Source organism: Pseudomonas sp. Q11 (assembly GCF_024494355.1).
In the GTDB taxonomy this organism is placed as follows: domain Bacteria; phylum Pseudomonadota; class Gammaproteobacteria; order Pseudomonadales; family Pseudomonadaceae; genus Aquipseudomonas; species Aquipseudomonas hefeiensis.
The window spans coordinates 37,319-51,857 of the sequence record NZ_JAKNQY010000008.1; the positions used below are offsets into that span (position 1 = coordinate 37,319).

Annotated in this window: 10 protein-coding genes; 4 read left to right on the forward strand and 6 right to left on the reverse strand. The window is 60.5% G+C overall.

Going from position 1 to position 14,539, the window contains the following annotated elements; all coding sequences use genetic code 11:
• Positions 1–109 precede the first annotated feature (109 nt).
• Entirely contained in the window at positions 110–2,467 is a 2,358-nt protein-coding gene (gene metE, locus MA884_RS10910; RefSeq protein ID WP_256230520.1) for a 5-methyltetrahydropteroyltriglutamate--homocysteine S-methyltransferase, read from the reverse strand.
• A 107-nt stretch (positions 2,468–2,574) separates the two neighbouring features.
• On the opposite strand from metE, the gene metR reads away from it, so the two are divergent.
• Both metR and MA884_RS10920 read left to right on the forward strand, forming a co-directional pair.
• A complete protein-coding gene (gene metR / locus MA884_RS10915) occupies positions 2,575–3,492 on the forward strand; it encodes a transcriptional regulator MetR (protein WP_256230521.1) in 918 nt (305 codons plus the stop codon).
• 149 nt (positions 3,493–3,641) lie between these two features.
• On the forward strand, positions 3,642–4,898 hold the full coding sequence (locus tag MA884_RS10920; RefSeq protein ID WP_256230523.1) for a hypothetical protein: 1,257 nt from the start codon (positions 3,642–3,644) through the stop codon (positions 4,896–4,898).
• Here MA884_RS10920 and MA884_RS10925 read toward each other — a convergent pair.
• From MA884_RS10925 to MA884_RS10945, 5 genes are all read right to left on the reverse strand, one after another.
• Positions 4,885–5,448: a GNAT family N-acetyltransferase gene (locus tag MA884_RS10925; RefSeq protein WP_256230647.1), complete on the reverse strand. Its 564-nt coding sequence runs from the start codon at positions 5,446–5,448 to the stop codon at positions 4,885–4,887. The genes MA884_RS10920 and MA884_RS10925 overlap by 14 nt on opposite strands.
• 2 nt (positions 5,449–5,450) lie before the next feature.
• Positions 5,451–6,089, reverse strand: a complete 639-nt coding sequence (locus MA884_RS10930) for a LysE family translocator (protein ID WP_256230524.1) — start codon at positions 6,087–6,089, stop codon at positions 5,451–5,453.
• A gap of 24 nt (positions 6,090–6,113) precedes the next feature.
• A complete protein-coding gene (locus MA884_RS10935) occupies positions 6,114–6,530 on the reverse strand; it encodes an NUDIX domain-containing protein (protein ID WP_256230525.1) in 417 nt (138 codons plus the stop codon).
• Between the two features lie 603 nt (positions 6,531–7,133).
• Positions 7,134–7,466 (reverse strand): DUF6124 family protein, encoded by a 333-nt coding sequence (locus tag MA884_RS10940; RefSeq protein WP_256230526.1) that lies wholly within the window; start codon positions 7,464–7,466, stop codon positions 7,134–7,136.
• 1,286 nt (positions 7,467–8,752) lie between these two features.
• Positions 8,753–10,120, reverse strand: coding sequence for an HD domain-containing phosphohydrolase (locus tag MA884_RS10945; protein ID WP_256230527.1), 1,368 nt, complete (start codon positions 10,118–10,120; stop codon positions 8,753–8,755).
• A gap of 229 nt (positions 10,121–10,349) precedes the next feature.
• Here MA884_RS10945 and MA884_RS10950 point away from each other — a divergent pair, with 229 nt between their 5' ends.
• Positions 10,350–12,641: an EAL domain-containing protein gene (locus MA884_RS10950; protein WP_256230529.1), complete on the forward strand. Its 2,292-nt coding sequence runs from the start codon at positions 10,350–10,352 to the stop codon at positions 12,639–12,641.
• Entirely contained in the window at positions 12,638–14,512 is a 1,875-nt protein-coding gene (locus MA884_RS10955) for a bifunctional diguanylate cyclase/phosphodiesterase (protein WP_256230531.1), read from the forward strand. Before MA884_RS10950 ends, MA884_RS10955 begins: the two co-directional genes overlap by 4 nt.
• Positions 14,513–14,539 lie beyond the last annotated feature (27 nt).

Consider the following 14,539-nt stretch of genomic DNA (forward strand, 5'->3'; position numbering starts at 1 on the left):
GTCTGATGAAGTTTGTTCAAGCGCGCTGCCACAGTTGCGTGACAGTTTGATGAAGATTGCGTAGGAGCTGCCGAATGCTGCGATCTTTTGACCTTGATCTGCTGTTTTTTTACTCTTGACTCAATTGTCTGGGGAAGATCGCAGCCTCGCTTCGCTCGACAGCTCCTACGCGCAACTGCCGCGCCGCCGCCACCATGTTCACCAATGCCGCTTCCGTCTCCGGCCACGCCCGGGTCTTCAGGCCGCAATCGGGGTTGATCCACAGCCGGTCTGCCGCAATCCGCTTCACCGCCTTGCTCATCAACGCCACCATCTCGACCGTGTCCGGCACCCGTGGCGAGTGGATGTCATACACACCCGGGCCAATGTCGTTGGGGTACTCGAACGCTTCGAAAGCCTCCAGCAGCTCCATATCCGAACGCGAAGTTTCAATGGTGATGACGTCGGCGTCCATGTCGGCAATGGCCTTGATCACGTCATTGAACTCGCTGTAGCACATGTGGGTGTGGATCTGGGTTTCGTCGCCCACGCCCGAGGCGCTCAAGCGAAACGCTTGCACCGCCCAGTCCAGGTATTGCTGCCATTGCCCGCGTCGCAGGGGCAAACCTTCGCGGAACGCCGCCTCGTCGATCTGCACGATTTTGATCCCGGCCTTTTCCAGATCCAGTACTTCGTCACGCAGGGCCAGGGCCAGTTGTTGCGCCTGGACCTGACGCGAGACGTCCTCACGAGGGAACGACCACATCAGCATGGTCACGGGGCCGGTGAGCATGCCCTTCATTACCTTGTCTGTCAGGCTTTGTGCGTAGCGGATCCAATCGACAGTCATTGCTTGCGGCCGGCTGATGTCGCCGTAGATGATCGCCGGCTTCACGCAACGCGAACCGTAGCTCTGGACCCAGCCGAAACGGGTGAAGGCATAGCCGTCCAGTTGCTCGGCGAAATATTCCACCATGTCGTTGCGCTCGGCTTCACCATGTACCAGCACGTCCAGGCCCAGACGCTCCTGGATCTGCACCGCGTGGCGGATCTCGGTGTGCATGGCGTCCTGATAATCGTTGGCCGACAGCTTGCCTTGCTTGTAGGCCTGGCGCGCCAGGCGAATCGCCGGAGTCTGCGGGAAGGAGCCAATGGTGGTGGTGGGAAAGGCCGGTAATTTCAGCCGTGCGCGCTGCTGTTCGATGCGCCGGGCAAACGGCGAGCGCCGCTGGCTGTCCAGTGGACCGATTGCTGCCAGACGCGCCTGGACCTCGGCTTTGTGGATACGTGTCGAGCCGGCACGACGAGCATGCACGTCACGGCTGTCGGCCAAGGCGTGTTGCACGCCGGGTGCCTGTGGATCGTTGAGTGCATCGCGCAGTACCGCCACTTCACCGCACTTCTGCACGGCAAAGGCCAGCCAGCTCTTGAGTTCGGGATCGAGCCGGTCTTCACGCTCCAGGTCCACCGGGCTGTGCAACAGTGAGCAAGAGGTACTGACCCAGAGGTTGTCGCCAAAACGCTCCTGGGCCGGCTGCAATTGCGCCAGCGCCTGTTCCAGTTCACAGCGCCAGACGTTGCGGCCATTGACCAGCCCCACCGAGAGGATTTTGTAGGTCGGCAGGCGATCGAGCACCTGGCCCAGTTGTTCCGGCGCCCGTACCGCGTCGATATGCAAACCGTCCACCGGCAGGCTCACCGCCAGGCCAAGGTTGTCTTCCAGACCACTGAAATAGGTCGCCACCAGCTTTTTCAGCGGCGAGTACTGAAGGATGTGATAGGCCCGCTCGAACGCGCTTTTCCAGGCCAGGGGCAGGTCGAGGGTGAGGATCGGCTCGTCGATCTGCACCCATTCCACACCCTGGGCCTTGAGGCGATTGAGGATTTCACCGTAGACCGGCAACAGACGCTCGAGCAGGTCGAGCTTGTCGAAATCCTCGCCCTTCGCTTTGCCCAGCCACAGATACGTCAAAGGGCCGATGAGCACCGGTTTGACCCGGTGTCCCAGGGCATGGGCCTCGTTCACTTCCTCGAACAGTTGCTCCCAACTCAGGGCGAAGGTCTGGTCGGCGGAAAACTCCGGGACCAGGTAGTGGTAGTTGGTGTCGAACCACTTGGTCAGTTCCTGAGCATATTGGGCGTGCCCGTGATCGGCACCGCAGCAGGCAGCGGTGGCGCCTCGGGCCATGGCGAACAGGGTGTCAAGGGTCGGCTTTGCCTGGGCATCGAGGGTGTTTTGGAATCGCGGCGGGACGGCCCCCAGGGTCAAAGTGTGGCTGAGCACCTGGTCGTACCAGGCAAAATCACCGACCGGCAGCAGGTCAATGCCGGCATCTTTCTGCAGTTGCCAGTGCCGGGCCCGCAGTTCACGGCCCACCGCTTGCAGCGCGGCCGGTGCCAGGTCGCCCTTCCAGTAGGCTTCGAGGGCTTTTTTCAGTTCGCGGTCGGCGCCGATGCGGGGAAAACCTAAGGTGTGGGCCAGGGCCATGGTGTGTGTCCTCCTGTAAAAGATGGCGCCATTGTCGACAGCCAGCCCCACATGAGACAAACTCAACCTTTTCGTGTTGATCACGAGTTTTACTCATGGAGCCCACGGTGCTTGAAATCCGCCACCTCAAGACCCTGCATGCCCTGCGCGAAGCCGATAGCCTGGTCGAAGCCGCCGAACGCCTGCACCTGACCCAGTCCGCGCTATCCCACCAGTTCAAGGAACTGGAAGAACGTCTGGGCATGCAGTTATTCGTGCGCAAGACCAAACCGGTGCGCTTCACCAGTGCCGGCCTGCGCTTGCTGCAACTGGCCGACGCCACCCTGCCGTTGCTGCGCAGCGCCGAGCGGGACATCGGTCGGTTGGCCGGTGGCACCGCCGGGCGTTTGCACATGGCCATTGAGTGCCACAGTTGCTTTCAGTGGCTGATGCCCACCATCGACCAGTTCCGCGATGCCTGGCCGGAAGTCGAACTGGACCTGGCCTCGGGCTTCGCCTTCGCCCCACTGCCGGCCCTGGCCCGGGGCGACCTGGACCTAGTGGTGACCTCCGACCCGCTGGAACTGGCGGGCATCACCTACGTGCCGCTGTTCACCTACGAAGCGATGCTCGCCGTGGCCAACCAGCACCGGCTGGCGAACAAACCCTGCATCGTGCCCGAAGACCTGGTCAGCGAAACCCTGATCACCTATCCGGTGGAACGCGATCGCCTGGACATCTTCACCCGCTTCCTGGAACCGGCCGACATCGAACCGGCCCAGGTGCGCACGTCTGAACTGACGGTGATGATGATGCAACTGGTGGCCAGCGGTCGTGGCGTCTGCGGCATGCCCCACTGGGCATTGCATGAATACAGCTCGCGGGGCTACGTGAAGGCCAAGCGGCTGGGAGAGAAAGGTTTGTTCGCCACGCTGTATGCGGCGGTGCGCACCGACATGCTCGATGCGCCTTACATGCGCGACTTTTTGCTGACGGCCAAGGACACTTCGTTTTCGACGTTGGACGGGGTCAGTGCCGTGCGCTGAAGCGCCACATGCTCACATTCAACGAGCAAAAACCATTCGTCTAAATAGCATGCTCGCCTGTCAGGTCTGACAGGTGAAGTTTTTCTCCTTTCGCGCTCTGATGGTGCCTGTCCCGAGTCAGTTCAGGCACCGTAGCCGAGGAGAAAGAGATGGACAGCCCCCGTAACGCATCGCCGTCCGACACAGCTCTCGCGCTGGTGCCCATGAAAATTCCAGGATGGAAGGCACCCGTGCTGCCGACCGGGGCCTACCACGGTGGCATTCCGGTGGCCATCCATTCACCGTCCCTCAGCCTGTACGTGGTGATTGATCCTTATGATCCGCCCGAGGCACTCTCTAAACCACTGGCCATCGACGATTCCGTGCAGCTGTGGGTCAATGGCGAAGCGACATCCGCGATCAAGGTAATCAAGGCGGGCGAGGAGAACAACCGCATACGGATGGAATTGCCATGGGGATCTCTGGTGAACGGCCACAACACAATGTTTTACCGAGTAACCCGGGTCAGTGGGAATCAAGAGGACTCGATCCCGGTCCTGGACCTGCTGTTCCATTACCCGCCATCCGGGATTACCGTCAGCCATCCGGCCAGCGTCAATCCGGCACAACCGGGCACGTTCACCTTCACCCGCAGCTACCCACGCGAATACGATGAGGTGACACTGACCGTGGGGACCTGGAATAAAACAATCCCCTATGTCCATCCTGCCAACCCGATCACCTACACCTTGACGGCCGCCGAACTTCAGCAAATCGGCGATGGCACCCATCCGGTGAGCGCCCGGATAGTCGATCAGATGGGCAACAGAAATGTATCGACAACGAGCTCCATCATCATCGGCACGGCACCGACGGAATGGGAGGATCACTACACTTCACTGGCGGAAGCCTATAACGGCTGGATTCCCTATCTGGCGGCTCGTTCCGGATCTATCCGTCAACACGTCATGAACCATCAATCAGTAAACGCGTTTTTCAACTTCACCGACCAAGGCACCCCATACGGCTTCGCCGGGGTCATCCTCTATCAGGATTTCCTTTTCATTCCCGGGCAATACCAATTCACGTTCGAAGGAACCCATGTTGCCGACAGCAGCCACATTCCAGGGCTGGTCAACCCGATCCTTTACCCTGACACCGGCATGCCGCAATGGCGTGGCGTTCCCCGTCATGTCCCCAAGGATGGCGTCTGGTACCTGTTTTCAATCGTATTCACCATCACCGAACGAGGGATGGTACGAATGTATATAAACAATGACCAGGATAGCGGTAACGGCAACGATTTCGGCATACGAAACATAAGAATCGTGCGCTTGAACAGTGGAGCAGGAAGCATGAGCGCGCCTGCGCAGGAATCCGATTTGCCCGTTTATACCGGTCCACGGCCAGAGATCAAATACCCTTGACCGATTCTCGGGACAAGGGCGAATCGGCCTCTTCGCCCTTGATCTCAGGCATCGATATCTGGCGCCACATGTGTATTTTGTCGAAGTAATCCTCGCCCACCCGCACGGCTAAAGGTTCGAGCCCGAACTGGATGAAGCCGCAGCGCTGGTACAACTTGAATGCGGCGTCATTGCCAGCGGTGACGGTGAGCTGGATGAGTTTCAGCGCAGGGTGGTTTTGCGCTTCGGCCAGTGCAGCTTGCACCAGCTCATACCCCACACCGTGCTGACGAAAATCGGCCGACACATACATGCCAAACAATGTTGCCTTGTGGCGGGCCTTTTCCCTCGGTTCGAAAGCAAGGCCAACGATGCCGGCCAATGTTCCTGCTTCGAACGCCCCCAGCACCACATCGAGCTTGCTGGTCAACCGCCCTTCCCACCAACTCAACGGCATCAGCGCCCGCTCCCGCACACTGGAAGTGAACGCCTGTGGATGGCGATCATAGGCTTCAAGCATCAGCTCGCGGTAGGCCAGGGCATGACTGGCATCCAGCCGTTCGATCCACATGCTCACGCCGAACGCCGCTGCTCAAGCATCAGGCGCAGCGCCAGCGCGCCGAGCACAAAACCCATGAAGTAGCGCTGCGCCGCCAGCCAGGTGGGGTTATGGACAAACCAGGAGGCAATGCCAGCGGCGAACAGGGCAATCAACAAGTTGACGCTGAAGCTGACGCTGATCTGGGTCAGCCCCAGGATGATGCTCTGGGTGAACAACGAACCGTGTTCCGGGCTGATGAACTGCGGGAACACCGACAGGTAGAACACCGCGATCTTCGGATTCAGGGCGCTGGTGAGGAACCCCATGGTGATCAACCTGCGCGTCGAGTCCGCGGGCAATTGCTGGGCCTGGAACGGTGAGCGTGCGCCGGGCCTGACCGCCTGCCAGGCCAGCCACAGCAGGTACAGTGCGCCGGCCCATTTCAATATTTCATACGCCATGGGCACCGCCAGGAACACCGCCGTCAGCCCCGCAGCTGCGGCAAACATGTGCACGAAGAAGCCCGCCACCACCCCCAGCAGGGACGTGACGCCGGCCTTGCGGCCCTGGCAGATCGAACGGGAAATCAGGTAGATCATGTTCGGGCCGGGCGTGAGCACCATCAGCAACGCCGCGGCGGCAAAAATCAGCAGGTCCGGCAATGGAATCATCGGCGTCAGTCCTTGAGTCTGGGTTCAGCACGTCTCGAGAAGGCTGGCTCGATAAAACGGCAGGATCACCTCGCCTGTCAATGGCGCGAGCAGCAGGTCGCCGTCACTGGCCGGGTCGATCCAGCGCACTTCTTCAATCTCGGCGGCGGGAGAAACCGGCGCATCGATGCTCAGCAAAAACACTTCAGCCTGCACGACAAAACCCGGTTCGTTGGCCGCCGGAGCACTGAACGCCCCCAGGTAACAGGCCTGTGCCGGATCAATCGTCAGCCCAAGCTCTTCGTCCAGCTCACGGGCCAGGGCCTGGACCGGTTGTTCATCGGCCTCGATCTTGCCGCCCGGCTGCATGAAGGCCTGGGTGCCGCGCTTGCGCACCAGCAAGGTCCGGCCGTCCGGCCCGATCAACAGGGCGGCGGCGATGCGGATGAGGGAAGTGGTCATGGGTGATCGAAGCCTTGGCCGGGGAAATGGTGGGGAGATTACAGCGCGTAGGGGTGGGAGCAAAGTCTGGTGCGGGACTAAAAATCAACACAGTCTCCTGTGGGAGCCTAATGCTGTTCGCTTAAGGCTGTGGGTCTTCAGGGTAGGTGTGTATATCCGTTGCTGCGGTCACGGCCACTTAGGGTTCCGCCCTGACGGCGGCTCACTTTTGAAAAGCCCGGAAGCCGGCCCAGTCAAAAGTAAGCAAAACGCTTTTGCCCCACCACTCGGTGCCTCGCTTAGGCTCGGCATGCCCTCACTCCGGCATTGCTCCGTGGGCCCGCCGCGAAGGGCCATCCATGGCCCAGCGCGGCTAACCCGGCATCCATGCCGGGTTGCCCACTCCACAATGCCTGCGTTCAGCCATCGTGGTTAACGGGGCGCCCGAGATCAACGTCCACCGCGAGGCGGCCTGGTAGCCGACCTGGTTCTTCCGGTCGTACACCCATCAGATCTGTGGGAGCAAAGCTTGCTCGCGAGGCGGCCTTACAGCCGTCCTGGCTCTCCCGGTCGTACTCCGGTCCAATTTGGAAGCGAGCCTTCTCGCTTCTGCGCGCGGTGTGGTCAGGGTTGTGTATTGACGTTATCCAGCATCCGGTTCGCCAATAAAGCGCCCAGCTCGATCAGTTGCTGAATGCCAAGGGCAACATGGCGTCGCGAGCCTTTCAGGTCGAAGGCAAGGTCGCTGACCATGGCATCGGCTGAGGCCAAAGTTTCGCTGAGGTTGGCCAGCAGGCTTTCGGTGTCGACACCGTCCACGACGGTGAACAGTTGACCTGAGGGCTTTTTCTTTTTGGCTTGAGGTCTGGGGTCGAGATAATGGTCGATGGCGCGCTTGGCGGCTTCATCGAGTTCTTGGGGATCGGTTTCGGGGGGATTGGGTGTGGCTTTGAACATAGGGTGACACTCCGTCTACAGGTTGGAGCTGCCACGTTCGTTTCCAAGCGAGGGGTGGCAGCCGTACGCAGGTTGGAAAACCGGGGTAAACGAGCCCGACAGACCCGAAGGTCTCCCGCGCACAGCCGCCATAACGAAAGCATGGTCAAAAAACGACCGCAAGCATACGTCATGAAGGGCGCTTTCGCGCCGTCTACTTATCGGATTTCCAAGCCCGGCCGCTGAATTTGCAGCGACGGGAAAAGACTAGCGACAGCCCTTCCCACCCGGCAACCGCCAGAGTTCGTCGGAAAAATCTGCTGCGACCCGGAGGATTGTCCGACCATTCCCACAATCCTGGTCGGCTGTCAGGCCGCCATCGCGAGCAGGCTCGCTCCCACACAGGTTTTTGGTCGTTTATAAGATCCGTGTCCACCGCCGATCCCTGTGGGAGCCGAGCTTGCTCGCGATAGCGATGGGTCTGCTTGCATCCATGTTGAATGTGCCGCCGTCTTCGCGAGCAGGCTGCTCCCACAGTTGGATTGAATTACAGACGCCAGAGATAGGTCGGCTGTCAGGCCGTCTTCGCGAGCAGGCTCGCTCCCACAGTTGGATCGAATTACAGCCGCCAGAGACAGGTCGGCTGTCAGGCCGCCTTCGCGAGCAAGCTCGCTCCCACAGTTGGATTGAAGTACAAACGTCAGAGACAGGTCGGCTGTCAGGCCGTCTTCGCGAGCAAGCTTTGCTCCCACAGATCTGACAGGTGTACGACCGGGAGAGCCAGGTCGGCTACTAGGCCGCCTCGCGGTGGACGTTGATCTGGGGCGCCCCGTTAACCACGATGGCCGAACGCAGGTATTGCGTAGTGGGCATCCCGGCATGGATGCCGGGATAGCCGCGCTGGGCCATGGATGGCCCTTCGCGGCGGGCCCACGGAGCAATGCCGGAGTGAGGGCACACCGAGCCTAGGCGAGGTGCCGAGTGGTGGGGCAAAAGCGTTTTGGTTACTTTTGACTGGGCCGGCTTCCGGGCTTCTCAAAAGTGACCCGCCGTCAGGGCGGAACCCTAAGCCGCCATTACCGCAGCAACGGATATGTACCCAATCCAACCCAACCCCAAAGAAAACAGCGCTCTCCCCCCCTCGCAAAAGCACCGTTTCCTTAAGTGAACAGCATTACCTGTGAAAGCCGAGCAATTGAGGGCGACACGGTTTAACTGCAGGACCGCGTCATCGTTCATCGCGAGCAAGCTTGGCTCCCACAAAGCTCGCGCCCACAGGGGGGACTGTGTGGTTTGTCAGCGCCCGGTCAGCCCAACATCGGCTTCGGCGCCGAAGGGTCTGCTTCTTCTTCGGGGATTTTGACGAACACACTGTACTGGGCCCCTTCCATCGATTCGAAAGCAATGAGCTTTTCCACCAGCGGCGCGTTCAGCACCTTGCCGGCGTTGAGCAACAGCATCCCGTTGTCGGCGTTGAGGTTGCGGGCCAGGATCATGCCGGCCGTCAGGTCGCGGGTTGCCATGACCTGCACCGTCGGATCCGACAAGGTCACGTCGTCCAGGTATTCACCACACGCCTTGATGAAGTCCTCCACCATGCCCGGGTCGTACAGTTTGCCGGCGTATTTGCGGATGTAGACCAGCGCCTCGTCGCTGTTCATCTGCCGCTCCAGGATCAACCCGCGCTGCAGTTCGATGAAGTCCACCGCCAGTTTCAACAGCCGCGAACCGAACGGAATGGCCTCGCCCCGCAGATGGTCGGGAAAACCACTGCCATCCCAACGTTCCTGGTGATGGAGGATGATACGCGCCGCGTCTTTCATCGGGTCCAGGGTCATCAGCAGCGACTCGCTCTGCTTCGGATAGGCCCGGTAGAGGTCAAGCTCGGTGTGGTGCAGCATGTCGGCGGGCGTGACCATCATGTTGTCGGTCCAGCTCAGTTTGCCGATGTTGTAGAGGGCCGCGGCCATGGTCAGGTCGCGGTCGGTGGATTCGTCCAGGAAGTGCAGCCTGCTGTAGACCCGGATCAGCTCGATGATCTGCCGGTTGGTCTGCTTGGCCTTGGGCAGGCGCAGGTTGGCGATCAACGAAAACACTTCGGTGCCGGTCACATAGCTGCGCTTGAGTTCGTCATAGGCCAGGTCGAGCATGTCGGCGGTCTGCTGTAGCTCGGCGGTGCGCGAGGCCACGCGTTTTTCCAGGGTGGTGTTGAGTATCCGCAGCTGTTCGTTCTGCTCGCGGTTCAGCGCTTCGAGGCGCTGGCGCTCGCTTTCGGAATGCTGGTGCGCCAAGGCCTGGCGCAGGGCCTGCACCAGTTCATCATCGTTCCAGGGTTTGCTGAGGTAGCGATACAACTGCCCCTCGTTGATGGCCTTGGTCATCATGTCCACATCGGCATAACCGGTGAGCAGGATGCGCAAGGTCGACGGATAAAGCTTGCGAATCTGCGCCAGCAGCGTGGCGCCGTCCATGTTGGGCATGCGGGCATCGGTCATGACCAGATCGACTGGCCGCTCCTTGAGGATTTCCAGGGCTTTGGCGCCGCTGTCGGCCAGCAGGATTTCATACGGCTGGCTGCGCAATAACCGGCGCAGGCTATTGAGAATCGACTCTTCGTCATCGACCAACAGCACCGTCGGCTTCCTGACCGGTACATCCTGCGATTGATCTTCCATTGGACCCCCCTCCTGTTAACGACACCTGTTCTACGCTACCCCCGAAACAGAGGCTAGTAGATTGCGTGAATTTAGACACGATTTTGCCTTGACCATCCGAGCGCATCCCGACGAGACAGCTATGCTGTAGACCATGAAGGGCCAAGTACCGGCCAGAATACTCATGCCAACGGAAGGGATCCCAGATGTATCCACGGTTCAACAGTCAGCATCGCGACGGTGCACGGCCATGAGCCTGCCGACGGAAAGGGCCAACCGGCGGATCCTGATCGTCGATGACACTCCGGCAATTCATGAGGACTTTCGAAAAATCCTCAGCCCCCACGCGACCCCCGAGGACAGCCTGAGCAGCGCAGAAGCAGCCCTGTTCGGCGCGCCTGTGGCGGTTGCCAGCATGAGTTTCGTGCTCGATTCGGCCTTCCAGGGCATGGAAGCGCTGAACAAGGTGGAATCTGCCTTGGCCGAAGGCAAACCCTACGCCATGGCGTTCATCGACATGCGCATGCCACCTGGCTGGGATGGCCTTGAGACCATCGAACGGCTGTGGCGCGTCGACCCCAAGCTGCAGGTGGCGCTGTGCACCGCCTATTCGGATTATTCCTGGGAAGACATCGCCGAGCGCCTCGAACTGGGCGACCGCCTGCTCATCCTGAAAAAACCCTTCGATGCCATCGAGATCCGCCAGATGGCCAGTACCCTGACCGTCAAATGGCAGATGACCGAAGACGCGGCGCTGAAAATGGACATGCTCGAGCGCGCGGTGCAGGAGCGCACACGGGAGCTGGCCGACGCCAACATCATCGTGCAGAACAGCCCGACCATCCTGTACCGCCTGCGTGGCGAGCCGCCGTTTGCGCTGATGTACATTTCCCACAACATCACCAAGTTCGGCCACGCCGCGGCGCAACTGGTCAACTCGCCGGACTGGGCGCAAACCCTGATCCATCCCGACGACCAGGGCAAGATCGACGACGCCATGGTCCGCGTCTTGAACCGCGACACCGCAGGGGCGTCCATCGAGTTCCGCATGCGCACCGGCGACGGCGCGTTCCGCTGGGTGGAAAACCGCTACATCCCGGTGCGCAACGAACAGGGCCTGCTGCTGGAGGTGGAAGGCATCATTCTCGACATCACGGAACGCAAGCTGGCCGAAGAGAAAATCGCCCTGCTGGCCCGCACCGACGGCCTGACCGGGCTGGCCAACCGCGCCACCATGATCGAGCGCCTGCATCAAGCCTTTGCCGCAGCTCGCCGGGGGGCGGCACCGTTTGCGATGTTTTACCTGGACCTGGACCATTTCAAGCGAATCAACGACACACTGGGTCACCCGATCGGCGACCTGCTGCTGCAGGAGGTCGCCGCACGCATCAAGGGCTGTACCCGGGAGAACGACGTGGTGGCGCGCCTGGGTGGCGACGAATTCGCCATCCTGCAACTGGATGTCCATGAAGCGACCCAATGCGCCGCCCTGGCGGCCAAGATCCGGGATGCCCTGGTGGTGCCCTACTCCCTGGACGGCAACGACGTACGGATCTCCGTGAGCATCGGCATCAGCCTGTACTCCTCCCAGAGCCAGAGCGCCGACAGCCTCATGGCTCAGTCCGATATGGCCCTGTACCGGTCCAAGGAAAAGGGCCGCAACCAGTACCATTTCCATAACGAGGAGATTAACCAGGAAGTCACCGACCGCGTCGCCCTGGCCAACGACCTGCGCCAGGCCATCGAAAATAAAGAACTGCATTTGCACTACCTGCCGGAAGTCGACCTGGGCACGGGCAAGATCCTGGGCATGGGCGTGCAAGTGCACTGGAACCACCCTCAGCGCGGCTGGCTGGAGCCGGCAATGTTCATGCCGGCCGCCGAGAAGACCGGGATCATCATTGGCCTGGGTCATTGGGTGCTGGACCAGGCCTGCCAACAAATGCGCCAGTGGCGTGACCAGGACATGGCGCCCCCGGTGATCGCCATCGACCTGTCCCTGACCCAACTCAAGACCGGCCCTGAACTGATCTACGATGTGCTGCGCACCACTGCCCGCTGGGGCCTGGCTCCTTGGGACCTGCGCTTTGACGTCACCGAGGCCACCCTGGCGCAAACCAAGTGGACCCACAACGACGTGCTGCCACGTCTGTGCGAACTGGGCGTACAAATTGCCATCGACGATTTCGGTACCGAGTACTCCTCGTTCGATTACCTCAAGACCTACCGGGTCAATCACCTCAAGCTCGCCCAACGGTTTCTCGACAGCGCCAACGCCGATCCCGAGAACGCCATGACGTTGCGGGCGATCATCAACTTCGCCCGGGACGTGGGCATCGGGATCATTGCCGAAGGCGTCGAGACCCAGGAGCAACGCACTACGCTGATGTCCAGCGGCGGGCCGATGCTGGCCCAGGGGCATTACTACAGCACCGCGGTCGACAGCGGCCAGGCCGCCGAACTGCTCAAGGCCGGCGCCATCGTTCCTGCGACGGACCACTGGACACGGTCTGCGAGCCAGCTATCGGAGAGCAACCCATGAACCCCATGTCGGTACCTGCGAACAGGCGAATCCTGGTGGTGGACGACACACCCGCGATCCACCAGGATTTTCGCAAGATCCTCAGCCCAAGTGCCGGCAGCGATGACTCACTGGACGATACCGAGAGCCTGTTGTTTGGTACACCACAGGTCAGCCGGCTGCAATTTCAGATCGACTCGGCCTATCAGGGCGAAGAGGCCCTGGAGCTGGTCAAGCGCGCCCAGGCCGAAGGCCAGCCCTATGCGCTGGTATTCGCCGACATGCGCATGCCACCGGGCTGGGATGGGCTGCAAACCATCGAGCGCCTATGGGAGGCCGATCCACGGCTGCAAATCGCTTTGTGCACGGCGTTTTCGGATTACTCCTGGGAAACTATGTCCGAACGTATCGAGTTCGACGACCAGTTGCTGATTCTGAAAAAACCGTTCGACACCCTGGAAATCCGCCAGATGGCCAGTGCCATGACCTGGAAATGGCAACTGGCCCAGGATGCGGCGAGAAAGATGCGCAGCCTGGAACGCACGATCGAGGAGCGGGTCCAGGAGTTGCTGAAGGTCTCCCACTTGCTGCAATACGACGTGCTCACCGAGTTGCCCAACAGCATGTTGCTCGGTGATCGCCTGACCCAGGCCATGGCGCAGTGCCGTCGGCACGACCGGCAACTGGCGGTGATGTTCATCGGCCTGGACCGTTTCAAGCGTATCAATAACGCGCTGGGACATCCCGTGGGCGACGAAATGCTCAAGCGGGTGGCCCGGGCGCTGGCAACGGTAGTGCGTGAATCCGACTCGGTGTTTCGCTACGGCTCCGATGAGTTCGTGGTGATACTGGGAGACATCACCGACCCGCAACAGACCAAAGGCGTGGCCGAGAAGCTGCTCACGGCCATCAGCGCGCCCCATCCCATCGACGGTCATGACCTGACCGTCACCGCAAGCCTGGGCATCAGCATGTATCCGGCCGACGGTTTCGACGCTGTGGCGTTGATCAAAAAAGCCGAGACGGCGATGCGCAACGTCAAGGAAACCGGACCCAACGATTACCGTTTTTTCACCGAAGACATGAACCGGCGGGCGCGACAGCAGCAGACCATCGAATCGGGTCTGCGCCTGGCCCTGCAGCGCAAGGAGTTTGTGCTGCATTACCAGCCCAAGCTCGATCTGAGGAGCGGCAAAGTGGTCGGCGTCGAAGCGCTGGTGCGCTGGAACCGACCTGACCACGGGTTAGTCTATCCGTCGGATTTTATCCCGGTGGCCGAGGACAGCGGCCTGATCGTCCCACTGAGCCAATGGGTGCTCCAGGAAGCCTGCCAGCAGGCCTGTCGCTGGCAAGCTGACGGCATGCGCCCGCTCTACCTGTCTGTCAACGTCTCGACCATCGATTTTCGCCAGCGCGGTTTCGTCGAAGGCATCGCCCGGACCCTCAAGGAAACCGGACTCGACCCGACACAGTTAGAACTGGAGATCACCGAAAGCGTGCTGATGCAGAACGTCGACACCACCGTCGCCATCCTCAAGGCCATCAAGCAACTGGGGATACGACTGGCCATCGACGATTTCGGCACCGGCTACTCGAGCCTGAGCTACCTGCAGAAATTTCCGGTGGATGTGTTGAAGATCGATCAGTCGTTCGTCGGCGACCTGAGCATCGACAGCAATGACGCAAAACTGGTGAGCACCATCATCAGCCTGGGTAAGAGCCTGAACCTGCACATCATCGCCGAAGGTGTGGAAACCCTTGAGCAACTGGAGTTCCTCAAGATTCATCAGTGCGAGGAAGCCCAAGGATATTACTTCAGCAAGGCAGTGGAACCGCAAGCCTTTGCCCTGTGGATGACCGAGTGGGAAAAACGTCAGACCCCGTTTTCGTGAAGACCTGAGTCCATAAACCAAAAGTTT